The organism is Ensifer sp. LC384 (assembly GCF_001695865.1).
Lineage (GTDB): Bacteria > Pseudomonadota > Alphaproteobacteria > Rhizobiales > Rhizobiaceae > Ensifer.
Window position 1 is genome coordinate 346,041 of the sequence record NZ_MBST01000023.1, and the last position, 25,233, is coordinate 371,273.

Consider the following 25,233-nt stretch of genomic DNA (forward strand, 5'->3'; position numbering starts at 1 on the left):
AGCTTAAGCCTTTTCGTAAGGCCCGACCGACTGCTCGATCGCGCCGAAGATCGAATGGCCCGCCTTGTCCTTCATCTCGATGCGCACGATGTCGCCAAAGCGCAGGAAATGCGTCTTGGGCGCGCCGCCGACGATCGTCTCGATCATGCGCAGCTCGGCGATGCAGGAGTAGCCGGTGCCACCTTCGGAGACCGGCTTTCCGGGGCCGCCGTCGAGCTTGTTGGAAACGGTGCCCGAACCGATGATCGTGCCTGAGGCAAGCGGCCTCGTCTTGGCCGCGTGCGCAATCAGCTGGCCGAAATCGAAAGTCATGTCGACCCCGGCATCGGCGCGGCCGAAAGGCTTGCCGTTGAGATCGACATGAAGTGGCAGATGCAGCTTGCCCCCGTCCCATGCGTCGCCCAATTCGTCCGGCGTGACGGCGACCGGCGAGAAGGCCGACGACGGCTTCGACTGGTAGAAACCGAAACCCTTGGCGAGCTCGGCCGGGATGAGACCCCGCAGCGACACGTCGTTGACAAGCATCACCAGGCGGATGGCGGCGCGCGCCTCCTCGGTCGAGGCGCCCATCGCCACGTCGTCGACAACGACCGCGATTTCGCCCTCCATGTCGACGCCCCAGCTTTCATCAGCCATCAGGATCGGGTCGCGTGGCGCAATGAAGCTGTCGGAGCCGCCCTGGTAGATCAGCGGATCGGTCCAGAAGCTCGCCGGCATCTCGGCGTTGCGGGCCTTTCGCACCAGCTCGACGTGATTGACGTAGGCAGAACCGTCCGCCCATTGATAGGCGCGCGGCAGCGGCGAAAGCGCATCGTGTTCGTGAAAGCGGATCGTCGGCTGCGCACCGGTCTCGATGCCTTCGGCAACACGCTCAAGCCGCGGGCCGGCATGGGCCCAGTCGTCGAGAGCGGCCTGCAGCGTCCGGGCAATGTGCCCTACCTCCGAGCAGCGGGTGAGATCGCGGGAGACGACCGCGAGTTTTCCGTCACGCGAGCCATCCTTGAGTGTCGCCAGTTTCATGCAATCCTCCCTCTACGCAGACGATTCGTCCGCAAGTTCCACAACAAGGCCGTCCGACGCGATCGTCAAGGCACCAGCCCAGCTTTTGCGCGTGGCCGCGGTCCAATGAGCCTCGCCGATCTCCGGGTCGTCGGCCGGAATGAGATGATGCAGCACCAGCCGGCCGACGCCGGCGGCCGTGGCAATCGTGCCAGCTTCTTCGGCAAAGCTGTGGCTTGCAAGCAGATGTTCCTTCAGCCGGGAACCATTGCCGGTGCGCGCCACCAGGCGGTCGACACCCTCTGCCAGCATCGCCTCGTGTACGAGAATGTCCGCACCGCTGGCAAAATCGGCGAGCGGTGGGAAATAGGCAGTGTCGGCCGAAAACACCACGCTCCCCTCCGCATGGTCGAACCTGAGCGCGAAACAATCGGTCACCGGCGGATGATCGACGCGCAGCGCGGATACCGTCAGGCCGTTTTCGGACAAAACCTCGCCCTCGGTAAATTCGACGATGTCGACAAGTTCGCGCAGATCAGGCCTGCCCTCGTCGACGATGCGGATATCGATGTCGTATTTCATCGCCTGCAGAAAGCCGTGCCAGTAATCGCGTGTCCCAGGTGGGCCGAAGGCGCGCACCACGGTCGCAAGACCGGCGGTCCATGCAGTGTGGATCAGCGGTCCGAGCTCGAGCACGTGATCGGAATGCAGATGGGTAATGAAGATCAGATCCAGCGCCTTGAGGCTGACGCCGGCGTTGGTTAGCCCCCGGGTGACACCGAGGCCGCAGTCGACGACAACAGGGCGGCCGCCGATCTCAAGCAGGGACGAGGTCGGCGAAGGGCCGCCCGGACGGATTGCCGGACCACCCTTGCTGCCGAGCAGAACCAGGCGTGCGCTCAAGACCAGTCGCCTTCCGGCGTGCCGTTGAAGCGCTTTTTCAGATCGGTCCAGCAATCGATATAATTATCCTGCAACGTCTCCAGTTCGGCGGCGAAGCGGGTCAGTTGCTGCGGGAAGCGGGTCTCGAACATGAAGGCCATCGTATGATCGAGCTTCACCGGTTTCAACTCGCCGTTTGTCGCCTTGTCGTAGCCCGACGCATCCGGCCCGTGGGCCAGCATCATGTTGTGCAGGCTCATGCCGCCCGGCACGAAGCCTTCCTCCTTGGCGTCATAGCGGCCATAGATCAGGCCCATGAACTCGCTCATGATGTTGCGGTGATACCAGGGCGGCCGGAAGGTGTGCTCGGCCACGAGCCAGCGTGGCGGGAAGATGACGAAGTCGACATTCGCCGTTCCCTCTTCGCCCGACGGCGCGGTGAGTACGGTAAAGATCGACGGATCGGGATGGTCGAACAGGATCGCGCCGACCGGCGAGAAGGTCCTGAGGTCGTATTTATAGGGCGCGTAATTGCCATGCCAGGCGATGACGTCGAGCGGCGAATGGCCGATCTCGGTCACGTGGAATGCGCCGCACCACTTCACATGCACGCGGCAGGGCGTTTCCTTCTCTTCGTAAGCCGCAACCGGCGTCTTGAAGTCGCGCGGATTGGCAAGGCAGTTGGCGCCGATCGGACCGCGGTCGGGCAGAGTGAACTTGGCGCCGTAGTTTTCGCAGATATAGCCGCGCCAGACCTTTTCCTCGCCGAGCCTCGTGACCTTGAACATCGTGCCGCGCGGCACCAGGCAGATTTCCGAAGGCTCGACATCCATCTTGCCGAGCTCGGTGAAGACCTGGATGGCGCCGCATTCCGGCACGATCAGCAGCTCGCCATCGGCATTGAAGAAATAGTCGTCGACCATATCGGCATTGAAGGCATAGGCGTGGGCCGCCATGCCGCCCTGTGTCAGCGCGTCGCCCGCCGTCGTCATGGTGCGGATGCCTTCGAGGAAGTTGAGCTTTTCTGACGGCGCCGGCAGCGGCCCCCAGCGCAGCTGCCCGAGCGCCAGCGAATGATCGGCCACATGCGGCGCGGTCTTCCAGTGCGGATAGTCGATCTTCTGGAAGCGCCCGGTGTGGCGCACGCTCGGGCGAATGCGGTAGAGCCAGGAGCGCTCGTTGGTGCCGCGCGGCGCGGTGAACGGCGAACCGGAGAGCTGTTCGGCATAAAGGCCGTAGGCGCATTTCTGCGGGCTGTTCTGGCCCTGCGGCAAGGCGCCGGCCAAGCTTTCGGTCTCGAAATCGTTGCCGAATCCCGGCATGTAATCAAGCGCATGATCCGCGGCCGACCCGGCGCCCGCCTGCTTCTGTGCCTTGTCCAACATGGCTTAAACCTCCTCCTCTGATGCCTGCCCCACCGACGATCCCGGAAGGCCACGGCACGTTCGATGCATTTGGGCGCTGCCTGTGTCCGGGTGGACGGTGGCGCGCTGCCGGCCTATTAGTTGCAATCGTAACTATCGATTTTGTAACTATCAAGGATGCCACTGATGGCGGCCGAAGGCTTCGAGCTCAATGCGTTCCTGCCCTACAGACTGAACCGCGCCGCCGAGTTCGTCGCCGTGCGCTTCGCTGCCGAATACAAGGCGCGCTACCAGCTGACGCGCCCGGAGTGGCGCACGCTGGCGGCCCTTGGAAGCTCGGCTTGCGCCATGACGGCAACGGAAGTCGGTACCCATTCGGCGATGCACAAGACCAAGGTCAGCCGCGCCGTCTCGGCGCTGGAGGAGCGGCGCTGGCTGAAGCGCAGCGAGGACGAAGGCGACCGCCGGCTGGAGCATCTGGAGCTGACGAAGGCCGGCCGGCGGGCCTATGGCGAACTCACGGACCTGGCGAGCGCCTACCAGGCGCAACTGGACGAACTGATCGGCGCCAGTGGCCTGCAGGCGCTCTGCGCCGGCCTTGAAGCGATCGAGCGGGCGATCGACAGGGCCGAGGAGCGCCCTTCCCGCACATAAACTTCAGCCCTTCATGCGTTCCGGGATCGGCACCCCTTCGAAACTCTTCAAGGTCTCGAGCACGATCGACGTCTTCACATGCTGCACGCTGTCATGCGGCAGCAGCACATCGTTGACGAAGCGCGAAAGGCCGGCAAGGTCGGGTGTCACCACACGCAGGTGATAGTCCATTTCCCCGGTCAGCGCGTAGGCCTCCAGAACTTCGGGCAAGCCCGAGATCAACTTGCCAAAGCGCTTGGCGTTGTCGCGGTTGTGGGTGGCGAGTGTCACCGAAATCACCACCATCAGGTCGAGCCCGAGCTTCTGCCGGTCGATCTGCGCCTGATAGCCCGTAATGAAGCCCTCCGCCTCCAGGCGAGTGCGGCGGCGCGAGCATTGCGAAGGCGAAAGCGCGATGCGCTCCGATAGCTCGTTGTTGGTAAGATGTCCGTCACGCTGCAGTTCGCTGAGGATCTTGAGGTCGAACCCGTCAAGCTGCTCCATTCATGCATCCTTATACAATATTTCGCACGTTTCGTGCAGCGCCATACGCGAAACGCGCGAGAATACAAGCATCATGCATCGGATTTGCGTCATACTCCAGCAAAGTTTGGAGGCCAGAGAAATCTGGAGAACTTGAAGAGGAGACTTCCGATGGGCCCGTTCCCACATGACGCCCCGCCCGCAACGATCACGGCGAAAAATCCGGCCGGTACGGATGGCTTCGAATTCGTCGAATTCGCCCATCCGGAGCCGGAGAAGCTCGCCGAGCTCTTTACCCGCATGGGTTACAGCCCTGTCGCGAGGCACAGAACCAAGAACATCACCGTTTGGCGACAGGGCGACATCAATTACATCCTCAACGCCGAGCCGGGCTCGCATGCCATGCGCTTCGTCGACGAGCACGGCCCCTGCGCCCCGTCGATGGCCTGGCGCGTCGTCGATGCCAAGCATGCTTTCGATCACGCGGTCTCCAAGGGCGCCATCCCCTATGAAGGCACAGACAAATGTCTCGATGTTCCGGCGATCGTCGGCATCGGTGGATCGATGCTCTATTTCGTCGAAACCTACGGCGCCAAGGGCTCGGCCTATGAGGCCGAATTCGAATGGACCGGCGAGCGCAATCCGAAGCCGGAAGGCGTCGGCTTCTATTATCTCGACCACCTCACACACAACGTCTATCGCGGCAACATGGACAAGTGGTGGGCCTTCTACCGCGAACTGTTCAACTTCACGCAGATCCATTTCTTCGACATTGACGGCCGCATCACCGGCCTCGTCAGCCGCGCAATCACCTCGCCCTGCGGCAAGATCCGCATTCCGCTGAACGAGTCCAAGGACGACACCAGCCAGATCGAGGAATATCTGCGCAAGTACAAGGGCGAAGGCATCCAGCACATCGCCGTCGGCACCGAAGGCATCTACGATGCCACCGACAAGCTGTCGGACAATGGCCTGAAGTTCATGCCGGGCCCGCCGGACACCTACTACGACATGTCGCACGACCGTGTGCACGACCATGACGAACCGATCGACCGGATGAAGAAGCACGGCATCCTCATCGACGGCGAAGGCGTGGTGAACGGCGGCATGACGAAGATCCTGCTGCAGATCTTCTCCAAGACGGTCATCGGGCCGATCTTCTTCGAGTTCATCCAGCGCAAGGGTGACGAAGGCTTCGGCGAGGGCAATTTCCGCGCCCTGTTCGAATCGATCGAAGCCGACCAGATCCGCCGCGGCGAACTCGGGCCGCAGGCCGCCGAGTAGCCCGGACAGCGCCGCAGCTCTTTTGCAGTGGCGCCAATTTCAAACCTCAGCGAAAGCCTCTCGCCCTCCAGCGAGGGGCTTTTCTATGTCTGGCGGCCATACGCACTCAGTTCGAGGCGTCGTTGACGACGCGCCAGTTCGGCCGACCGAGATCATGCGGCCATTCATGTACGTCCCGATCGTTGAAATAGACGACCTCGACCAGGTTTGGGAAATCCGGGTCGGGCCGCGTGGCGGTATCGATCCACGGCTGCATATAGGGCTTGCCGCCCTCCCAACCGAGCTCGGCGACCCAGATCGGCTTGTTGTATTTGGCCACCAGATCGTAGCCGGGTTTCAGGGCTTGCTTGAAAGTGTGCGGCCCGCCGTATTCGATCGCGTCGAACGGTTCGAGACCGAACACCGAAAGACCGACGAGATCGACATAGTCGTCGCCCGGATAGTATTCACCGAGGTTCGGCAGGCCTTTCGGCGACCACATCAGTTGCACGTTCGGCACGCGTTTGCGCACGATATCCATCGCGTGCTTGTAGGCCTTGACGTAGTCCTGCGGCGCCCATCCGGCCCACGAGAACCGCCCGGACGTGTCTTCCATTTCCTGTCCCCAGCGCACGATGACCGGGCTCTTCAGCTCGGCAAGCATGCTGGCGATCGCTTCCATATTGGCGTCGTAGTCGCCCCTGAGCGTCCGGTCACGCAGTTGCGCCGGGGTCAGCTTCCAGTCGAGCGACCACGACCAGGGCTCGATGGTGACCAGCAGCTTGCGCTTGCGCTGAAGCGCGTAGGCGTCCGCCAGGCGCAGCGATTCCAGATCCACGTCTTCCCACGGCAGAAACAGGGCCTCTGTCGAGACATCGGTCTGGCCGCCGAAATCGCCGTGCGGATCATAGGCACCGAACCGTGTTCCGCCGGGATGGATGACGGGGCGCTTGTCGGCCATTGCCTGCGTCTGACCTGCATTTCCATTGGCGGCAAGATCGGCCTTCTCCTGTGCCAACGCGGATACGAGGCCTGCGCCGGAACCCAGATGAAGGGCAAGCACAGTGCATAGGGCGAGTGCCAATTTGCGTTTCATGTCATCCTCCAGTGGCGTTGCGACCGCCCTTCTTGACCCGGAATTGGTCCTTGAGGCGTAACGCCTTTTCCGTGATCTCGTCGGAAGCGACGAGTTTCCTGTATTCGTCGCCAGGCTTCGGTTTGGCATGCTTGAAGACGTACCACTCGCCATTCGGCACGCGCCGCTGGTAGATCGTGTCTCCGATCTTGCTGTGTCCGAAGCAGGTGCGGGCCGCGCCGGAGCCGTCGGCCGCCGTCCACCTTGCCTGCATGCACATCATGCCAAGGTCGCTGACATACCAGTTGCCTTCCGCAAACGAGCGTTTGCCTTGGTTGTCGACGAAAGCGACCAGTTTCCTGTCGTGCGCGGTAAAGCGAGCGCCGCCCGTCGGCCATTGCCAGGTCTTGTTCCGGTAGAGGGAATAGACCTCGTAGGCGCTCAAGGGGATCGGCTTGATCTCCATTTTCGCCCTGGCCGGTTGTGCGCCCGTATAGGCCGCAAAGGCTGCGAGCGGCAGCAGAAGCGGCAGAAGCAATACATTCATGGACCGTTTCATCACTTTTTCTCCTCGCTTGAGGGCCGTTTGCGGTGCGAGGGGCCTGCGGCATGCTGCGCTTACAGCGATGCCTGAAGCCGACCGACCTTGCTGGTAACCCTCGTCTCACGTGCCTCCGGCAAGCCGGAGCCTTTCCGCAGCCCGTCTGTCGCGGACGGCGAAAATCCTTTCCATTTCAAACGAAACCGCACGATCCTGAGGTCCGACCCGCCCTGCCCGGCACCGGCGACCGAAAACTTCGCTTCGGTCAGCCCGACGAACCAGAGCCCCTGCGACAGCGCTTCGGCGGCCTCAGCGCCATGGCGGATGGCCGACTGCCCCGACAGCACCGAGATAACCACGAGGCAGCCACCGGTCAGCGCCGTCATTGCCGTGCGCGGAACGAGCGCAAGGCGGTTTTCGCGCGCGTGCTGGACATGGATGGTGGCAGCGAGCCCCGCATAGATCAGGGCGTTGATACCGGCAAAGATGTAGAAGCCGCGCGCCGTCCCGGCGTCGGAGACGAGCCAAAGCGCAAGGGCAGAGCCGAGCGAAAGCACGAGATAGGGCATCGTGACGCGCAGCGGCAAGGGCGCCGCCGGCCCGGTGCCCTTGGGCGTGATGCGGAAGTCGACGAAGGAACCGCTGATGTGATCGCGCACCGCCGCCGCGCAACCGAGCAGCGACCACGGCCAGCGGGCAAAGAGAAACAGCATGCCCTCCCAGCTGAGCACCCGCGCATCATGCGGGCGGAACGTGCCGGTCGAGCGCCAGAAATAGGCAAGCGCGACCAGAACCAGCGACAATGGCGCAAAATGCAGCACGAAGTCGGGATAGGTGGCGGCAACGAAGCTGCGTCCCATGACGAGCGCCATGATCGGCATGACGAACATCAGCGCCATGAACAGAGAAAACAGCGGATACCAGAGCTGCGAGAAGAAGAACTGGAACTTCAGCCGCATCGGCAGCCGCGGCACATAGATCGGCGAATACTTGAGGAGGATCGTCACAAGACTGCGCGACCACTGGAATTCCTGGATGACCAGATCCGCAAAGGTGGCGGGCCCGTCGCCATGGGCGATCGCATGCAGGGCATGTACGCCCTTCCAGCCGCCGGCGTTCATCAGGAGCGTCGTCGAATGGTCTTCGGCGAGCTCCGGCCCCAGACCGCCGACCTGCTTCAGCGCTTTGGTCCGGACCGCATAATGCGAGCCGATGCAAAGCGGCGCCCAGCCGTTGTTGTAGCCCGCCTGCAAGGAGCCGTGGAGGCTAGCTTCGGCGTGAAGGCGACCACGTGCCGACCAGCTACGCCGCGCGTTGGCATCACAGATGCTCGGCGCGGAGACATAACCGACTTTCGGGTCGTTGAACGGCCGCAGTACCTCGACGAGATAGGTCGGCTCGGGCACGTGATCGGCGTCGAACTGCGCGACGAAATCGTAACGGTCGTAACCGTAGTGGTCGTAGAAATAGGCGAGGTTTCCCTCCTTGCAACGGGCGCGCCGCGGCCAGGTGGCGCGATGATAGTCTGCCACCCCCTTGCGCGTCGAAATGAACACGCCCTGCCGCGCGCACCAGTCGATCGTCTCGGGCGACGGATCCTCGTCCGCCAGCCATACGTCGTAGTCGCAGCCGATCTGGTCGAGCATCGCCAGCAGCGTCTTGCGGACGACAGCGAAAGGCTCCGACGGCGTCTTGGTCACCACCATGGCGATCCGGCCGGGCGGGATGGCCCGGCCGCTCTTTCCGACGACCTTGGCGCCTGCGAAGATGAAGATGAAATAGGCGGGCAGCAGCGTGATCCAGCCAACCACGATCGTAATCATGACGTAGGATGGCCAATCGTTGACATGGGCTGGGTCGAGCCACCAGGCCCAGAAAAACAGGAATGCCGCCACCCAGGCTGCGATGCCGAAGCCGTTCACAATCCGCATGCGTGTCGAAAAGAGCGCGACGAGCCTAACCGGGGCATCGCTTGCCGGCGCCGCCGTCAACGCGGCGCTACCGGCGGGATGGGCAGATGAGATCTTGCTCGTCATGACCGCACCTCCAGCCCGAAACCGGGGGCAGCCGTTCTGATGATGGTTGCGATATCGGACAGCGACGGCCGGAACCTGAGCGTCTGGCGTGCCCAGGCGGTGTCGGCATAAAGCACGGGCGGATCGCCGGCGCGGCGCGCCAGGAGCTGCACCGGGACCCGCCTGCGGGTGACATGGTGGATGGCATCAATCACCTGCTTGACGGACGTGCCGTGGCCCGAACCGAGATTGGCCTTGAGCGGGTCGCCGCCGTTACGCAGGTGGTCGACGGCGGCAACATGCGCCTCAGCCAAGTCCATGACGTGAATGTAGTCGCGGATGCAGGTGCCGTCGGGCGTGTCGTAGTCGTCACCGAAGACGTCGAGCCTGTCGAGCCGGCCGGCTGCGGCCATCAATGCCCGCGGGATCAGGTGGGTCTCCGGGTCGTGCCGCTCGGTCAACTGCCCATCGGGATCGGCACCGGCAGCATTGAAGTAGCGCAAGGCGACGGAGCGGAACCCGTAGGCCCGGGCATAGTCGCCAAGCATCAGCTCGACCATCAGTTTCGTGCGGCCGTAAGGATTGACCGGAAGCTGGATCGTATCCTCGGTGATCGGCAACCGCGGCGGCACGCCATAGGTCGCGCAGGTGCTGGAAAAGACGATGCGCGCCAGCCCCGCCTGCCGGCAGGCCTCCAGCAAGGAAACGCTACCGACGACATTGTTGCGATAGTACTTTCCGGGATCCTCTACCGATTCTCCGACATAGGCGGAGGCGGCGAAGTGAATCAGGCACTCGGGCTTGAAGGTCTGGATCGCCTCCATGATCCGTCCCGTGTCTTCGAGCCCGCCCTCGACCAGCGGCCCCCAGCGGACATTGGTCCGGTGTCCCGTCGACAGATTGTCGTAGACGACCGGCAGGATGCCGGCCTCAGCGAGGCGTTTGCAGGTATGGCTGCCTATGAAGCCGGCTCCGCCGGTGACAAGAACGACGCGCGACATATCATACCGCCTCTCCCGCCGCGGCGAGATCTGACCTACCCACGCAGCGATCGAAATAGGCAATGGCGCGTTGAAGCCCTTCGCGCAGCGCGACCTTGGGTTCCCAGCCGAGCTCGGCCATGGCCTGGGAAATGTCCGGTCGACGTTGGCGCGGATCGTCGACGGCTGCCGCGCGGTGTACGATGCGCGAGCCCGAGCCGGTCATCGAGCGGACCATCTCGGCAAGTTCGAGAACCGTGAACTCGCCCGGGTTTCCGAGGTTGATCGGACCGATGCAACCGTCGTCCGAGACCGACAACCGAATGAAGCCCTCGATGAGATCGTCGACATAACAGAAGGAGCGCGTCTGCTGACCATCACCGTAGATCGTCAGATCCTTGCCGAGCAGCGCCTGCACCACGAAATTCGAGATGACGCGTCCGTCGTCGGGGCGCATGCGCGGCCCATAGGTGTTGAAGATCCGCGCGACCTTCGTCTTCACCCCGTAGGTGCGATGATAGTCGAAGAAGAGTGTCTCGGCCGATCGCTTGCCCTCATCGTAGCAGGCGCGCGGCCCGATGGGGTTGACGTTGCCGAAGTAGCTCTCGCGCTGCGGGCTGTGCAGCGGATCGCCGTAGACCTCCGAGGTGGAGGATTGCACGACCGTGGCCCCGGTGGCACGGGCGTTCTCCAGCACGTTCATCGCGCCGAGCACGTTGGTCATCAACGTTCCCACCGGGTCGGCCTGGTAGTCCGGCGGAGACGCCGGCGAAGCGAAATTGAAGATGACGTCGACGTCGAAAAGGAAAGGCTTGCGGACGTCGTGCTCGACGATGTGGAAGCGGCTTATCTCGTTGAGATGGGAAAGGTTTTCTCGCCGACCGGTCGAGAAATTGTCGAGGCAGACAACGCTGTGCCCCAGAGAAAGAAGTCTTTCGCAAAGATGTGACCCGAGAAATCCGCCGCCTCCGGTCACCAGTATTCGCTTGGGTATGCCTGCTACTTTCTTCAGAAAATCCTGTCTGCCGACAACCGGCAGCTCACCACGACCGACCTTACGCATTACACACCTCCAATTATTATACACACCATTAAATCTGGTGATTGGAGACGAGTCGTGGCTGAAAACTACAATAAGGAAACCTTCTTTATTAAGGATTCAAAACACAACCCGACATTATAAAAACAAGAGACAGAAGAACCACGAATTCCTCTGAATGATTTACAATATTAGATATTTATCAAATAATTAATCCGCAGTCAACGTTGTAATTAAGCGATAAATATAACATACACCAATCAACAAAGTTATAATTCGTAATATTTCATCTAGTAGACACAAATAAATTAGCAGACAGCCGAAAGTATATTAAGGGCGCGCAACAGATATAGCTATTTAAATTAAGATATACGTATCAAACTACCGGCATTACATTAAAGTGTATATACTCCTTAAAGCCGCCATTTGGCCTCAATACCATACCGGACCTACGCCATACGGTCGTGCTTTCGTGCACGCCTGTCGGCAACACACGATGCGTGCAGCCTCGCTACGCTATGCGCGGCCAACACAAATTCACGGCGGTCACCAAAGCCACCACCACAAAAGGTCACGGTAGACGCCGGAGCGTTTTGGGAAGGAGACACTCTACCCCCGCACCTATCGACACCCAAATTCGTCGATAGGCGACAAGCGGCGGAAGCGGCACTCCCGGCGCATCACGACATCAATTTTTCCAGCGCGAAGAAAACGGTCCTGCCGCGTGTTCGTCCGCATCGGTGGTAAAATAGCGCGATGCCGCCTCGGTGCGGTTTCGCACATTCATCTTCTTATAGATGTTGCGAACGTGAACTTTCACGGTGTTTTCCGACAATCCAAGACGATCGGCGATGATCTTGTTCTGGGTGCCCATGCAGATCAGGTCGAGGATCTGCACTTCGCGGGTCGTCAACCCACCCAGGCTGGCGTCTCGCCGGCGCTTTCCCGCATTGGCATAGGCGACCGCATCGGGCATCTCCGCCTGCCGGCCATAAAGCTTGGCCGGAGCAAAGGGGTCCGTCGACAGCCGTCGCAGCAATGCGGCTGGGAAATGCTCGCCACCCTTCATCAGCAGGTCGATCGCCGCAAGGCAGACATCGAGATGCAGATTGAGGGGAAGAACGCCATGGATCAACCGCTCCTCAACAAAACCGGCGATCGACGGATCAAGCTCTTCTGCATTGTCCACCACCAGCCCGATCGAGGCCTTGGGGTGGAATTCGTGAATGGTCCGCAGGATCGTGGGAAATGTCTTAGCGGACATGCGGTAGAGCATGATCAGCGTCACATCGACGAGATTGCCGTCGAGCAGATTGTCGGGATCGGAAAGGCTTACGACGTCATGCCCGGGAAACCGCGAACCGACCGCCTGCATAAGGCACTCGGCAAACAGGTCGATCTTGGCAAGCATGACAATCTTTTTCTTTTGCGACAAAGCTTTGTTGTTGTCTTCAAAATCGCCCACGTTGGAGCCTTCAGGATGCATTACGCCCTCCTTGGGTTTCCCATTTATTCTTATGGGTGCGCCAGCCTGACTTGGAGTTACGCCCATCTCAGCAAATTTATTCATAGCCAGTGAAATAGCGCGAACTCACCCCACAGACGGAAAATTCGCGCTAGCTAATGTATCGTAAAGGCAAAAGGGGTGAAACAACCCAAAAGGATTAGAAGCCCCCTGGAATCCTCCTTAAATCGTTCTAAATCGAACCATCTTTGGGGTATTCGTTAATCAAATATTCAGCAACACCGCCCCAGAATGATCGAATCTACCCTCAGCCTAGACAATACGGCCGCTCCGCCTCATCCGTTTCCATCACTGGGGACGGCGCGGACACCCTCCGCTGGGTCGATATAAGCCGTCAGCAATAGCTTCCGATCTAACCGGGCTACGGTAAAATACCTAACAATACTTCCTAGTAGCTATCATCGGGGTGACATCATCCCACTCGATGGGGCACCTGACAAGCAGGCCGCGGCCTGAAAGCGCTGCTGATGTACTAGGTCCAAAACTCCACCAGATGCCGATTCATAAAACTTAACAAAGTCTTGCCGATCTCGGAAACCTGTCAAACAGCGCGGAATTCGCCCAAAAAAGGGCCTTCTAGCTCCAATTGGTGTCTATCGTCGCGCTGCGTTCGGAGCCACACTTCAGCTATCGCACTCGAGTTTCGTGTGATCCGAGCCTGGTGAATGTGTGTGCGTTCAGGCTCGCGGCCCGTGTGAATGCGTAAGCGTAACAATGCGTATGCCAGTATTTTAAGACAAGAGCATTATCACACGTAATGATTGAGTGCAGGGATATGCCTGCCGCCAAGATATACTCAAAATAACACTGAAATATATCGAAACCCAACAGATGAATATCCCGCGGGAGCATCATCTGAATTTCAAGAAAAGAGCCAGCCCCGGATGAAAACCCCATAAAAGATGTAGGGGTTTCGGTGCTGGCTCCTTCTCAGGAGGAGAACCACATGTCCGCACTTCTCGACGATAGCATCAAAGCCGATGATGATCTGAAAGTCGGTGCTCTCGCCGATGGGCTGGCAACCAGTGCCGCCAATGATCTGAAGGTTGACGATGGCTCAACGAGCAATGTTGGCATTGCCAACGGCAACGACCGCAACAATTACAGCGACAGTTCGCAGGACAACGATAACCACATCAAGACGGATATCGACACCGATATCAAGACCGAAGCCAATGAAAACGGCGACAACCGCAACAATTATACCGACAGCTCGACCGACTACGACTACGATTACAAAGACAACAGCAAGGTCGAAACCGACATCGACCAGAAGAACAATGGCGATAACCGCGACAATTCTTATGACTGGGATTACGACAGCAAGGTCACCACCAAGACCGACATCGACACCGACATAAAGACCGAAGCCAACGAAAACGGCGACAACCGCAACAACTATTCGTCATCCGACAACGACATCATCACCAAATCGGACGACGACTTTGCGACGCTCAAGGACGTCAAGGACTTCGGCAATCTCGGCATCGCCGGTGGGGATCTCGCCTTCAATATCGGCGACGACTTCTCGTTCAACCTGAATGTCGACCACATCCTCAACAACTCGCTCGAAGGCGCCGGCAACGACACCGGCTTCAGCGTGGTCCAGGCCAACAATCTTGCCGATCAGGATCAGGCCTACGACATCAAGATGAACAACAGCGGTGCCACCAACGACCTGCGCGCAGACGGCGGGCATTCGGACGGCGGCGACGGCCTGAACTTCGACACCAAGTCGGATTGGGACCTCAAGGCCGGCGACGGTATCAATGGCAGCACAACGTCTGACTCTTCGGCTGTCCTGGCAAATTCCGGCTTCCATCAGGAAATCGTCCAGGGCGCGAACCTCGTCAGCAACACCGTCGATTCGAGCGTCATCGGCGGCAATTCGCACACCACAGATGCCGGTCACGACGCCGACAGCTGATCGATCCATTTCACAAGAGAAGACCGCACCGGCCCCGCCTGGCCGGTGCGGTCGCGGAAACTTGATTTCGGATCGGTTCGTTTCTTTTTACCGGGGCATTCCTGTCTAAGCCCGCCGAAGTCTCCCTTTGATGCGGAAAAAAAGGGAAGGATCGGGACGATGCAAACGGAAAGACTGAATGAAATCATTGCACATTTCATCGGCATGTTCGAAGCGGATGCCGATGAAGCACGGCTGAGAGCAAAGCAGCTCGAAGGCGGCGATCTGAGGGAAGCGGTGCAGCAGGTCGACGACGGCGATACGAAGTCGGCTGACTTTGCATCGTCGCTCCAGTTGATCGACTACGATCCCGAAGTGCTCTATCGAGCACCCTCCCATGACATTGCCGATGTGGATCTGTTCGGACGGATCCGCGGCTTCGGCGACCATTTTGCCGATGCCGTCGCCCAGTACGGCAACGCCGTTCCGGTGAAGCAGTTCGGCAGCTTCGGCCAACCCGACGGTGCGCCCGTCGAAGACAAGCTGATCGTCCACGACGGCCCCGGCTCAGTCATTGCCCATGTGGCCCAGGCCAACATGGTGCGCGACGACGACGCGCTGAACATGACGGACTCGACGGTTGCGCCGCGCGACACGACCTACGTCACCTACGAGCTCGCCGAACTGGGCGGCGAGGCGACGGCGGCCACACCATTCGCGCACTACACCCGCGTCGATACCTATGACGGCCTTTCCAAGATCGCCGACGAGCTGTCGGGCTACGCCGCTGCAAACCGACCGCCGGAGCCGCCGGCCTCAGGCAGCGACCCGGACGGCAACACCGGCCCCGATCCCGGCGCCACCGCTGCGCTCGTCGAACAGCCCACCGATACGGATCCGCTCGACGACGAGATCAATCTTCCCGAGACGCTGTCCCCCGACGAATTGCCGACGGACGACAACGGCAATTTCGCCCTGGCCGCCGACAGCATCGAGGGCGTCTACGTCAACGGCTGCCGCGTCGACGAAGCCCCGATTCTTGCCGATTTCATGCCCGATCGTGGACTGGCGCAACCGGTCGCCGATCCCGAGGGCACCGAAGTCCCGCTGCAGGAGGAAGACGATAGCAGCGACAATTCCGTTTACGTCGAAGCCGGCGCCAACATCGTCGCCAACATCGTCAGCATCGTCGAGACCGGTGTCATCGCTCCGGTGACGGCGGTGATGGGTGGCTACCACCAGATCGACGTCATCTCCCAATCCTACGCCTATGCCGACGGCGACAAGCTGGACAAGGCGCTGGGCGAAAACTCGGCCGAATCCGCCTCAAGAACGGTTGCGATGAACATCGCCGATTTCGGCCGCGAGGCCTTTCATTCAGGGTCGTCCGATGAGGAAGACGATGCCGCGCAGTCCTCGATCTTCCCGAATTCCTGGCGCGTCAGCGTGGTCGATGGGGACGTTTCCTTCGTCCACTGGATCGAGCAGTACAACTTCCTCAACGACAACGATACGGTGACGGTTACCACCAGCGGCGTTCAGACAACGGCCCTGACCGGCGGCAATGTGGTGGTGAATCTCGCATCTTTCCTGGGGGTCGGCGATCAATACGATCTGGTGATCGTCGGCGGCAGGATCCTGGATCTGAACATGATCACCCAGGTCGCCGTGTTTTACGACAACGACGATGTCGATGGCATCACCTCCCGCAACGGCATGACTGTCGACCAGAGCGGAAACCTGATCTGGAACCAGGCATCGATCCAGAACGTCGGCGCCAACGACCGCTTCGAGGCGATGCCCGACTACATCCAGAGGGCCGTCGACAACATCGACGATCGCGTCAACGAACTGCCTTCGGGCTTTTCGCACGATTTCAACTTCCAGGGCTATGAAGGCCTGAACATTCTCTACATCACCGGCAACCTCTATGACGTCAACGTCATCAAGCAGGTCAGCGTTCTCGGCGATGCCGACTCTGTCAGCTATGTCGCCAACAGGATACTCAGCGACAATCCGGACGCCGAAGTCACCATTCACACCGGTGGAAACGTCGTCGTCAACACCGCTCAAATCATCGACTACGACAGCTTCGGTGAGACCACCTATGTCGGCGGCCAGGTTTATTCCGATGCCATCCTGATCCAGGCCGGCATCGTCGACAACGACAGCTGCTCCTCGGATGTCTCGCCTAAGGGCGACCGGCTCGCCAACGAAGTGATCGCCTTTATCGGCGACGACGACACGCCATCGCACCCGACCGAAACGGTGATCGACGCCGGCAACGACATGTCCTGGTCCAACGGCCAATGGAACGACGTCATGCACACGGTGCTGGCCTAACAAGAACCCGATGGGGGGGAAGGCATGAACGATCTTTCGAAGTGGCGTAGCGGTGCCGGCAGACCGCCTGCACAGGGTGAGCCGGTTCTGGAAGCGGTCGACGAGCTCGAAGCGGCGTTGACCGACAAGTGCATCGCCGCGATCAACGAGGCCGTGGAAGGCCTGCGCAAAGTCGGCCTCGATATCCGCACGACACGGGAAGCCATCTCGCAACCCGAAAAAACCGCTGAGGTTCCCGCGTCCGGCGGCCACGGCGATTGCGATGCCGAATTGCTTGCCCTTACCCATTCCCTGACAAATCCGGTCCGCCATACAGAGAAGAGGCAGACCGGCTATCAGTTCGGGCCGAAGCGCGAAGGCTCGCTGTGGCAAGGTGACGAAAGCGTGCCGATACGGGAAGTCGAGCGCAAGGCAGTGCCGGCGGTAGAAGCACCGATCATCGAGGTGCCGCTTGCGAAAGCTGCGCCGACGAACGCCTTGCCGGCAGAACCGCAGGAGCCCAAGCCGCTCGATGCGCAGACGAGCCCGGTTCAACAGGAAACCACAGCCCGTCGTGGCAACGACAGCGACCCGGCCGATGAATTGAAGAACCGACCGGGTCGCCCTCTGCCGCAGACGATCGACAACGATCCGGGGCCGCTGAAGGAGAACGACCGCCGCCCGACGGCCCGCGATGGCGGCGGCAACAACGGCGTTCCCACCGATGGCAGCGGTGGCGGCGGTGGCGGCGACAGGCACACGTTCCACAGGCGCATGGGACCGGTCAATTTCGCCGCAAGCCTGCGCAACGGCATGGCGATCGTTCGCCGCAACATGATGATCGTCATCGCGTTTACCGTCGCGATCAACGTTCTGGTCCTCGCCATTCCGATCTATCTGTTCCAGATCTCCGACCGGGTGCTGACCAGCCGCTCGCAGGATACGCTTGTCATGCTGACGATCGCCGTGCTCGGCGCCATCGTCTTGCAGGTCATCCTCGATTCCATCCGCCGTTTCATCCTGATGCGGACAGCGGTCGAAATGGAGGTCCAGCTCGGTGCGCCTATCCTAAGTGCGGCCGCAAGAGCGTCATTGCATGGCAACGGTCGCGACTACCAGGTGTTGAGCGACCTTCAGCAACTGCGCTCCTTCATCGTCTCCGGCACCTTGATCTCGTTCCTCGATGCCCCGCTGATGCCGTTCTTCGTCGTGGTGGTCTACGTTATCCAGCCGCAACTCGGGCTGATCGTCATCATGTGCTGCGTCGTCCTGTTCGTGATCGCCTATCTCAATCAGAAAGCGACGTCGCAGCCCTTCAGCGAGGCCAACGCCTTCCTCAGCCGCGCCAATTTCCATCTGGATTCGATGTCGCGCAATTCGCAGATCATCAACGCGCTGGCGATGATCCCCGAAGCGGTGAAGATGTGGGGCCGCGAAACGGCGGGCTCGCTGAAATCGCAGGTCTATGCCCAGGACCGCAGCATCGTCTTTACCGGAGCCTCGAAGGCGGTGCGGATGTTCACCCAGGTTGCTCTGCTCGGCTGGGGCGCACACCTGTCGATGGACGGGCACCTGACCGGCGGCATGGTCATCGCCGCCTCGATCATCGCTGGGCGCGCGCTGGCACCGGTCGAAGGCGCGATCGAGGGCTGGAACCAGCTCAACCACTCGCGCGCCGCCTATGGCCGCATCAAGCAGTTGCTGGTCAATTCACCGTTAAACTTCCCGCGGCTGCGCCTGCCGAAACCGGAAGGCCGGCTTGATGTCGAACGCATCCTCTTCGTGCCGCCGCCGCAGAAGCGGGTGATCCTCAACGGCATTTCCTTCTCGCTCAACAAGGGGGAGTCGCTCGCGGTCATCGGCAATTCCGGCTCCGGCAAGACGACGCTCGGCAAGATGCTCGTCGGCTCGATCATGCCGACCTCAGGCAATGTCCGCCTCGATCTGATGGACTTGAGAAACTGGGATCAGCGGCAGTTCGGCGAAAGCATCGGCTATCTGCCGCAGGACGTGCAGCTCTTTCCCGGCACCATCAAGGCCAACATCTCGCGCATGCGCGACGATGTCGAGGACAACACCATCTTCGAAGCGGCGGTGCTCGCCGACGTGCACGAACTGATTGCCTCGTTCCCGCAGGGCTACGAGACGATCGTCGCTGCAGACGGAGCGCCGCTCTCCGGCGGTCAGAAGCAGCGCATCGCTCTGGCACGCGCCTTCTTCGGCAACCCCAAATTCGTGGTGCTGGACGAGCCCAATTCCAATCTCGACAGCAACGGCGAAGCAGCCCTTGCCCGCGCCTTGGTGCATGCCAAGAAGCAGGGCATCACCACCGTCACCATCACCCAGCGCCCCGCTTTGCTGCAATGCGTCGACAAGATCATGGTTCTGAGCGAAGGAACCGTCGCCATGTTCGGCGCGCGCAACGACGTGCTTGCGGCCATCGGCGCCAAGCCGAAGGACGAAAAGTCCGCACCCCGTATCGCCGGAGAATGACCATGAGCCGCGAGAAAAAGAATGCTGCCGAAGAACATGCGGTGGAGTGGTATTCGGAGGTACCGCGATCGATAAAGCTGCACAGCATGGCCGGCCTCGCCCTGATCCTCGCGTCGTTCGGCGGCTTCGGTTACTGGGCCTTTTCCGCACCACTGGCGGCCGCGATCATCGCCCAGGGAAGCTTCGTCGCCAACGGCAACAACAAGATCATCCAGCACCTCGAAGGCGGCATCATCGAGCAGATGCTGGTGGCGGAAGGCGACAAGGTCAGGACCGGCGATATCCTGGTCAAGCTCGACCAGACACCGTCGCGCGCCAACGAGCGCGCGCTCAACCTGAAGCGGCTGCGTCTCGAAGCGGTGGTCGCACGGCTACGGGCGGAAGCCCTCGGTAGCGGCACGTTCAAGATTCCCGACATTGTCAAGGAAGGGGCAAACGATCCGGATATCCATGCGATCATCGAGAGCCAGAACGTCAACTTCCACAGCAAGAAGATCAAGCTCGACGACCAGCTGAACCTCATCGAGCAGAACATCAAGTCGCTGGAGTTCCGCGCCAAGGGTTACGAACGCCAGCAGGAATCGTTCAACAAGCAGCTGGACATCCTCAACGAGGAACGCGCCGCCAAGAGCAAGCTTGCCGAAGGCGGCCTGATCAAGAGATCGGAACTGATGGCGCTCGACCGCGCTGCTGCCGACGCCATGGGCGAGATCGGCAGGCTCGACGCCGAGGTCAAGGAGAGCCTGTCGCAGATCGACCGCTATCGCCAGGAGGCGGTGATCGCCATCAATGCCAACAAGCAGGCAGCGCTCGATGGACTTGAAGCCGCCGAAGCCGACCTCGACGGCGTGCGCGAGCAGCTGCGCGAGGCAAGCGAGGTCCTTGGCCGCGCCACCATCCGCTCGCCCGTCGACGGAACCGTGGTGCGCAGCTATTTCCATACCGCCGGCGGCGTGATCGCGACCGGCAAGCCGATCATGGAAATTCTGCCGGCCAACGTGCCGCTGATCATCGAAGCGCAAGTGTTGCGGACCTCGATCGATCAGTTGCGGGTCGGCGAGGACGCGACGATACGCCTGTCGGCGCTCAACCGCCGCACGACGCCGGTGCTGAACGGCAAGGTCTTCTATGTCTCGGCCGATTCCGTCGAAGAAGTCAGCGGAGGCCAGCAGCGAGATGTCTATATCGTTCGCGTCGAGGTTCCCGTCAGCGAGATCCATCGCGTGCATGGCTTCCATCCGGTGCCGGGCATGCCCGCCGAAGTGCTGATCACGACCTCGGAGCGCACATTCTTCGAATATCTGACGAAGCCGATCACCGACAGCATGTCGCGAGCCTTCAAGGAAACCTGAGACGAAGCGGGGAGGCTGACGATGACGTCGGCGCACGATAGGAATCAACTGCAGGTTCCGGCTTCTTGCCCGCTGTCTCCCGCCGTCTTGAAGACTGGATTATTTCTTTCAGGATGGTCTTCGCCGGTGATGGCAGCGTGCGATAGGTCGCAGACAGGGGAGACGTTTGATGGCAGCGATACACGAGGTGCTTTTGCTTGTCGGCCGCCTCAACTACGTCTGGACCAATACCGAAAGCCTGCTGATCTACATCATCGCCCACCTGCTGAATGTCGACAAGGAGCAGGCGATCGTGGTCTTTCTGACCTTGAACACCACGCGCGCGCGCATCGATCTGACCGAACGCCTGGCCAAGCTGCCCGCCACGCCCGTCGACACGCGCGACAGCGTTCTTTCGATCATGGATCGGCTGAAACAGCAGTCGAAGATGCGCAACAAGTACAACCATTGTATCTACTCCTTCGACGAGCAGGGCGAAATCTCCAGCACGCAGCTGATGCGTCTGGTCGAGGGCGACAAGGACATTCGCTACGGCAAGGTCGAGCAGCTGGACGCCCGCGAGCTGGAGCGGCTCGAAGCCGCCATCCAGGAGATCACCGAGATCAGCAAGAGCCTCTGGGCCTTCATTCGCTCGCGGCCAAATTTCGACGAGCGTTCGATCTAGCGCCGCATGCACGATCGCCAACGCCGGCAAACGATGCATTCGGATAATATGAATTAGTACAGCCGGGCTATGGATTGACTAATACCTAAGGTCATTTTGAAAACGAACGATCCGGACATATGCTTTTAGAAAAGTATTTATCTGTTGCGTACCGGGGGCGTTATGAAAATAGATATCTTTGACACTTTGGAAGAATTTGAGAAAATTCACGAAGATTGGGATCGGATATACTTGGAAGATCCCGAAGCTCACCTTTTTCTTTCGTGGGGGTGGTTGCAAAAGTATCTGTCGCACCGCCACCGCTGGTTCGTTCTCGCGCTGAAGCAGGAAGACGATGCGCATTACTGCGCCTTCATGCCATTGAAGGTGTCTACCTACCAGGACGAAAAGACCAAGCTCTTCTGTGACGAAATCCGAATGGCAGGCAATTACGGCGCCGACTATACCGGTTTCCTGTGCCGGCCCGGCCTGGAGGACGAGGCGGCCGATGCCTTTTCCGCTCATATCGGCAAGGAGAACTGGACGACCCTCACGCTCGACTATTTCTATACCGCCTCGTCCCGGCTCGACCGCTTGCTCGGCGCTTTTCCCGAAAGCCAGTTCGTGCAGACCAGCAACGAGCGCAGCAATGCTGACAACATCGACAATACGATCTGCCCCTATGTGAACCTGCCGGAAAGCTGGGAGGAATATCTCAGCACGCATATGAGTGCGCAGACCCGACAGAAGCTGCGACGCTTCGTGCGGATGGTCGAGGCCTCATCCGATTACCGCATTACCCACGCGACGAAAGAGACGATCGAAAGGGACCTCGACACCCTGTTCCGGCTGTGGCGCATCAAGTGGGCGGAGCGCAAGGGCAGCAAGGTCGACCGTCTGATCACCCTGACGCGGGAGATGTTGCTCGACGCCTTTAACCAGGGCACGCTCGACGTGCCCGTTCTGTGGTATCAGGACCGGCCGCTCGGCGTGCTTGCCAATCTGCTCGACCGGCAGAAGCAGACCATTCTGTTCTACATCACCGGCCGCGACGAGACATGGACGACCCCTTCCCCGGGCCTTCTGCTGCACGGCTTTGCCATTCGCGATGCGATTGCCGAGGGATATCGGGTCTACGATTTCCTGCGCGGCGACGAAGACTACAAATATTCCTTTGGCGTCGAGGAACGCCGCATTCGCAGCATGCTTGTCCGAACCCTGTCCGGTCGCAATCTGCGCAATTGTCTCAACCCGCGCAGCATCGAATATGTCTACGATCGCGCTGTGGAACTGCACAAGCAGGGGCGATTGGACAAGGCGGAACCCGGCTATCGGCAGGTGATCCACACCGTACCGAGCCACGCGCGCGCCCGCTACAGCCTCGCCCAGCTTTTCGACGACAAGGGCGAACACGACGAGGCGGAATATCTCTACAGAGGCTTGCTTGCGACGATGCCGGGTGCCGGCAAGATCCAGCATCGCCTCGGTGATAGCCAGATGGCGCAACGGCACTATGCCGAAGCGGCCGAGACCTTCGAGGCCCTGCTCGCTCGCCATCCGCTCCTGAGCCTCGTGCGCTACAAGCTCGGCGTCGCGCTCTGCGCGACCGGCCGAGGCGAAGAAGCCCTCAGCATCTTCACAAGCTTCGAGGATATCCTTTCCGACGATCCGGACCACATGCGCTGCAAGCTGAAGGCGCAGGTAGCCGTCATACGACTGAAGGCAGCCATGCAAACCCTGCAACAGGACGAGGTTCCCGAACCGGCGCAAACCCCGGTATCGATCGCCCCACCGCCCAGGGTCCTGGTGCCGCCGAAGCGAACGCTTGACGCCTCCGTGCGCCTGCCGACCACGCCGCCCCTGCTTCAGCCCTCTTTGCCATCAGGCATATCGGCGCACCTGCAGGCACGGCCAAACAAACCGGGCGACGCCGGCTCACGAAGCAAGCACTGAAGCAGGTCGCTACAGCGCGCGTCTTATCAGACGCGCAAAGGTCGCTGTAGCACCTTGAATTGCTGCATGTTTTTGTCCTTAAAGCGGATACGATTTAAGGAAACATGCCGTAGGGCCTGCATGGCGGCCGACCACTCATTCGGCGGTTTCGGTCCAGTCGAGCGCCTTCAGTTCCTCGCGAAATGCGAAACGGATGATGTGGCGCTCGATCACGTCCTTGCATTCCGCCAGCGCCTCGGCATCCGGCGATTCCGCGACGAACGACAGCTGATCTCCGCGGGCCGTCATGCGCGCGGTGCTCGCTCCTATCGTCGCAACCGAATCCGTCTCAGTGTACTCGACCGTCGTCTTGTGCGCGAAATGCTTGGACATCTGCTGCAGGTATTGCGACGCGCGCTCGGTGGTAAAACCGCTCGTGGCTTTCAACATGTTCTTCTCCACACTGCATGGGGACCGATCGGTAGGCAAAGACAGGACAAAGGGCGGCATGATCGCTCCTGCCGCCCTCTGCCAAATTTCAGCTTACTTCTTGCTCAGCGCTTCCGTGAGCTGATTGACGATATCCTGTTCGGACTTCAGGCCTGAACTCGTCAGGTAGAGTTTGGCGGAATCGAGATAGACCACCCGCTCATTCTTCCAGGCCTTGGTCTGGCGCACCAGCTCGTTGTCGAGCAGGGCTGCCGCCGGCTGGCCCTCCTGGCCGATCGCCGCGTCGCGATCGACGACGAAGATCCAGTCCGGATTGGTCTCGAGGATGTATTCGTAGGAAACGGCCTGGCCGTGCGTCGCGACCTGCAGCTTCGGGTCCGCCGGTTCGACACCGAAGATGTCGTGGATTTCGCCGAAGCGCGAACCCTTGCCATAGGCGCTGATCTTGCCGCCGGTCGTCAAGAGCACGAGGCCGGTGCCGGCGCCCTTTGCAACGCCGCGCAGCTTTTCGATCGAGGCGTCGAGCTTCTCGGAAGCTGCCTTGATCTCCGCTTCCTTGCCGAAGATGAGACCGAGAATGGCGGCATTCTTCTTGACGCTGCCGATCAGGTCCTTGTCATCAGAGGTCAGGTCGATGGTCGGAGCGAGCTTGGCAAGTTCGGCATATTTCGACTGCGAACGGCCGCCGACGATGATCAGATCAGGTTCAGCAGCATTGACCGCCTCATAGTCGGGCTCAAACAGCGTGCCGATCTTCGGAAAGTCGTCGGACTTGTATTTTTCGAGGGAGGGCGGGATCGCAGAACCGGGAACACCGGCCACGGGAACGTCGAGCATATCCAGGGTCTCGAGCATGCCGAAGTCATAAACCAGCACCGTCTTCGGATTCTTTTCGACATCCGTCGTGCCGCTGCTGTGCTCGATCTTCAAAGCTTCAGCGCTTGCGGCAGGCGCCAGAGCCAGGACGGCAGCGACAGCAACACTACGAAGACCATTAGAAACCAGAGATATATTCATGACTTTTTTCCTCATCTTTTCGATCGTCCTAGCGCGATTTTCCAAAGAGGGCAACAAGACCGTTCAACGTCCTGCAAAAGTGATCAGGCAATGCGAACCTACTGCATAATTGCTTAAGTCGGAATCGATTTAAGGATAAATTATGCAGCAAGTTTAAAGTGTTACAGCGTCCTTAGCGCGTCATGTTTGACGCGCGGCGCTGTAAGAACCTGCACGGGGGAAAGCAGAAGATTCCTTTCCTGCCTCCAGTCATTTCGAGCCATTGCCGCGCTCCGCGCGATGAAACTTGACTAACGATGTCATATATATGATTGAGGCT

Annotated in this window: 20 protein-coding genes; 8 read left to right on the forward strand and 12 right to left on the reverse strand. The window is 60.2% G+C overall.

Going from position 1 to position 25,233, the window contains the following annotated elements:
• Window positions 1-3 precede the first annotated feature (3 nt).
• The 3 genes from BC363_RS19260 to hmgA are packed head-to-tail and all read right to left on the reverse strand — an operon-like array spanning window position 4 to window position 3,266.
• Window positions 4-1,020 (reverse strand): fumarylacetoacetate hydrolase family protein, encoded by a 1,017-nt coding sequence (locus tag BC363_RS19260; RefSeq protein ID WP_065781084.1) that lies wholly within the window; start codon window positions 1,018-1,020, stop codon window positions 4-6.
• 12 nt (window positions 1,021-1,032) lie between these two features.
• On the reverse strand, window positions 1,033-1,902 hold the full coding sequence (locus BC363_RS19265; RefSeq protein WP_065781085.1) for an MBL fold metallo-hydrolase: 870 nt from the start codon (window positions 1,900-1,902) through the stop codon (window positions 1,033-1,035).
• Complete coding sequence (hmgA, locus tag BC363_RS19270) at window positions 1,899-3,266, reverse strand: homogentisate 1,2-dioxygenase (RefSeq protein ID WP_065781086.1); 1,368 nt, start codon at window positions 3,264-3,266, stop codon at window positions 1,899-1,901. Before hmgA ends, BC363_RS19265 begins: the two co-directional genes overlap by 4 nt.
• A gap of 165 nt (window positions 3,267-3,431) precedes the next feature.
• On the opposite strand from hmgA, the gene BC363_RS19275 reads away from it, so the two are divergent.
• On the forward strand, window positions 3,432-3,899 hold the full coding sequence (locus BC363_RS19275; protein ID WP_065781087.1) for a MarR family transcriptional regulator: 468 nt from the start codon (window positions 3,432-3,434) through the stop codon (window positions 3,897-3,899).
• Between the two features lie 3 nt (window positions 3,900-3,902).
• Here the strand turns inward: BC363_RS19275 and BC363_RS19280 are convergent, their stop codons facing one another.
• Window positions 3,903-4,382, reverse strand: coding sequence for an Lrp/AsnC family transcriptional regulator (locus BC363_RS19280; protein WP_053252143.1), 480 nt, complete (start codon window positions 4,380-4,382; stop codon window positions 3,903-3,905).
• Window positions 4,383-4,532: 150 nt separating this feature from the next.
• Between BC363_RS19280 and hppD the strand changes: the two genes are divergently transcribed.
• Window positions 4,533-5,645 carry a 4-hydroxyphenylpyruvate dioxygenase gene (gene hppD, locus BC363_RS19285; RefSeq protein WP_065781088.1) on the forward strand — a complete coding sequence of 371 codons (1,113 nt, stop codon included), beginning with the start codon at window positions 4,533-4,535 and terminating at the stop codon, window positions 5,643-5,645.
• 106 nt (window positions 5,646-5,751) lie between these two features.
• Here hppD and BC363_RS19290 read toward each other — a convergent pair whose 3' ends face one another.
• The 6 genes from BC363_RS19290 to BC363_RS19315 all read right to left on the reverse strand — a co-directional run bounded on the left by BC363_RS19290 (window position 5,752) and on the right by BC363_RS19315 (window position 12,760).
• Entirely contained in the window at window positions 5,752-6,720 is a 969-nt protein-coding gene (locus BC363_RS19290; RefSeq protein ID WP_065781089.1) for a glycosyl hydrolase, read from the reverse strand.
• 1 nt (window position 6,721) lies between these two features.
• Window positions 6,722-7,258, reverse strand: coding sequence for a DUF995 domain-containing protein (locus BC363_RS19295; RefSeq protein WP_065781090.1), 537 nt, complete (start codon window positions 7,256-7,258; stop codon window positions 6,722-6,724).
• A 59-nt stretch (window positions 7,259-7,317) separates the two neighbouring features.
• A complete protein-coding gene (locus tag BC363_RS19300) occupies window positions 7,318-9,276 on the reverse strand; it encodes a glycosyltransferase family 2 protein (RefSeq protein WP_065781091.1) in 1,959 nt (652 codons plus the stop codon).
• Window positions 9,273-10,256, reverse strand: a complete 984-nt coding sequence (galE, locus tag BC363_RS19305; RefSeq protein ID WP_065781092.1) for a UDP-glucose 4-epimerase GalE — start codon at window positions 10,254-10,256, stop codon at window positions 9,273-9,275. The genes BC363_RS19300 and galE overlap by 4 nt, the downstream gene beginning before the upstream one ends.
• A 1-nt stretch (window position 10,257) precedes the next feature.
• Window positions 10,258-11,298 carry a UDP-glucuronic acid decarboxylase family protein gene (locus BC363_RS19310; RefSeq protein WP_083222781.1) on the reverse strand — a complete coding sequence of 347 codons (1,041 nt, stop codon included), beginning with the start codon at window positions 11,296-11,298 and terminating at the stop codon, window positions 10,258-10,260.
• Window positions 11,299-11,962: 664 nt separating this feature from the next.
• The gene (locus tag BC363_RS19315) at window positions 11,963-12,760 is read right to left on the reverse strand and encodes a response regulator transcription factor (RefSeq protein ID WP_065781093.1); all 798 of its coding nucleotides are present in this window, start codon (window positions 12,758-12,760) and stop codon (window positions 11,963-11,965) included.
• Window positions 12,761-13,745: 985 nt separating this feature from the next.
• Here BC363_RS19315 and BC363_RS19320 point away from each other — a divergent pair.
• From BC363_RS19320 to BC363_RS19345, 6 genes are all read left to right on the forward strand, one after another.
• Window positions 13,746-14,726: a hypothetical protein gene (locus tag BC363_RS19320; RefSeq protein WP_065781094.1), complete on the forward strand. Its 981-nt coding sequence runs from the start codon at window positions 13,746-13,748 to the stop codon at window positions 14,724-14,726.
• 159 nt (window positions 14,727-14,885) lie between these two features.
• Complete coding sequence (locus BC363_RS19325; protein ID WP_065781095.1) at window positions 14,886-17,048, forward strand: hypothetical protein; 2,163 nt, start codon at window positions 14,886-14,888, stop codon at window positions 17,046-17,048.
• 24 nt (window positions 17,049-17,072) lie between these two features.
• Window positions 17,073-19,520, forward strand: coding sequence for a type I secretion system permease/ATPase (locus tag BC363_RS19330; protein WP_141690372.1), 2,448 nt, complete (start codon window positions 17,073-17,075; stop codon window positions 19,518-19,520).
• A gap of 2 nt (window positions 19,521-19,522) precedes the next feature.
• Complete coding sequence (locus BC363_RS19335; protein WP_065781096.1) at window positions 19,523-20,872, forward strand: HlyD family type I secretion periplasmic adaptor subunit; 1,350 nt, start codon at window positions 19,523-19,525, stop codon at window positions 20,870-20,872.
• Between the two features lie 169 nt (window positions 20,873-21,041).
• On the forward strand, window positions 21,042-21,536 hold the full coding sequence (locus BC363_RS19340; protein WP_065781097.1) for a hypothetical protein: 495 nt from the start codon (window positions 21,042-21,044) through the stop codon (window positions 21,534-21,536).
• A 273-nt stretch (window positions 21,537-21,809) separates the two neighbouring features.
• Entirely contained in the window at window positions 21,810-23,468 is a 1,659-nt protein-coding gene (locus tag BC363_RS19345; RefSeq protein WP_065781098.1) for a GNAT family N-acetyltransferase, read from the forward strand.
• Between the two features lie 135 nt (window positions 23,469-23,603).
• On the opposite strand, the gene BC363_RS19350 is transcribed toward BC363_RS19345, so the two are convergent.
• Window positions 23,604-23,897, reverse strand: coding sequence for a DUF2218 domain-containing protein (locus BC363_RS19350; protein WP_065781099.1), 294 nt, complete (start codon window positions 23,895-23,897; stop codon window positions 23,604-23,606).
• Between the two features lie 93 nt (window positions 23,898-23,990).
• Window positions 23,991-24,914: a siderophore ABC transporter substrate-binding protein gene (locus BC363_RS19355; protein ID WP_065793321.1), complete on the reverse strand. Its 924-nt coding sequence runs from the start codon at window positions 24,912-24,914 to the stop codon at window positions 23,991-23,993.
• Window positions 24,915-25,233: the final 319 nt, after the last annotated feature.

Coding starts and splice junctions, on each gene's coding strand:
- BC363_RS19260 (WP_065781084.1), bottom strand. CDS start 1,020: ATGAAACTGGCGACACTCAAGGATGGCTCGCGTGACGGAAAACTCGCG.
- hmgA (WP_065781086.1), bottom strand. CDS start 3,266: ATGTTGGACAAGGCACAGAAGCAGGCGGGCGCCGGGTCGGCCGCGGAT.
- BC363_RS19275 (WP_065781087.1), top strand. CDS start 3,432: ATGGCGGCCGAAGGCTTCGAGCTCAATGCGTTCCTGCCCTACAGACTG.
- BC363_RS19280 (WP_053252143.1), bottom strand. CDS start 4,382: ATGGAGCAGCTTGACGGGTTCGACCTCAAGATCCTCAGCGAACTGCAG.
- hppD (WP_065781088.1), top strand. CDS start 4,533: ATGGGCCCGTTCCCACATGACGCCCCGCCCGCAACGATCACGGCGAAA.
- BC363_RS19290 (WP_065781089.1), bottom strand. CDS start 6,720: ATGAAACGCAAATTGGCACTCGCCCTATGCACTGTGCTTGCCCTTCAT.
- BC363_RS19295 (WP_065781090.1), bottom strand. CDS start 7,258: ATGAAACGGTCCATGAATGTATTGCTTCTGCCGCTTCTGCTGCCGCTC.
- BC363_RS19300 (WP_065781091.1), bottom strand. CDS start 9,276: ATGACGAGCAAGATCTCATCTGCCCATCCCGCCGGTAGCGCCGCGTTG.
- galE (WP_065781092.1), bottom strand. CDS start 10,256: ATGTCGCGCGTCGTTCTTGTCACCGGCGGAGCCGGCTTCATAGGCAGC.
- BC363_RS19310 (WP_083222781.1), bottom strand. CDS start 11,298: ATGCGTAAGGTCGGTCGTGGTGAGCTGCCGGTTGTCGGCAGACAGGAT.
- BC363_RS19315 (WP_065781093.1), bottom strand. CDS start 12,760: ATGCATCCTGAAGGCTCCAACGTGGGCGATTTTGAAGACAACAACAAA.
- BC363_RS19320 (WP_065781094.1), top strand. CDS start 13,746: ATGTCCGCACTTCTCGACGATAGCATCAAAGCCGATGATGATCTGAAA.
- BC363_RS19325 (WP_065781095.1), top strand. CDS start 14,886: ATGCAAACGGAAAGACTGAATGAAATCATTGCACATTTCATCGGCATG.
- BC363_RS19330 (WP_141690372.1), top strand. CDS start 17,073: ATGAACGATCTTTCGAAGTGGCGTAGCGGTGCCGGCAGACCGCCTGCA.
- BC363_RS19335 (WP_065781096.1), top strand. CDS start 19,523: ATGAGCCGCGAGAAAAAGAATGCTGCCGAAGAACATGCGGTGGAGTGG.
- BC363_RS19340 (WP_065781097.1), top strand. CDS start 21,042: ATGGCAGCGATACACGAGGTGCTTTTGCTTGTCGGCCGCCTCAACTAC.
- BC363_RS19350 (WP_065781099.1), bottom strand. CDS start 23,897: ATGTTGAAAGCCACGAGCGGTTTTACCACCGAGCGCGCGTCGCAATAC.
- BC363_RS19355 (WP_065793321.1), bottom strand. CDS start 24,914: ATGAATATATCTCTGGTTTCTAATGGTCTTCGTAGTGTTGCTGTCGCT.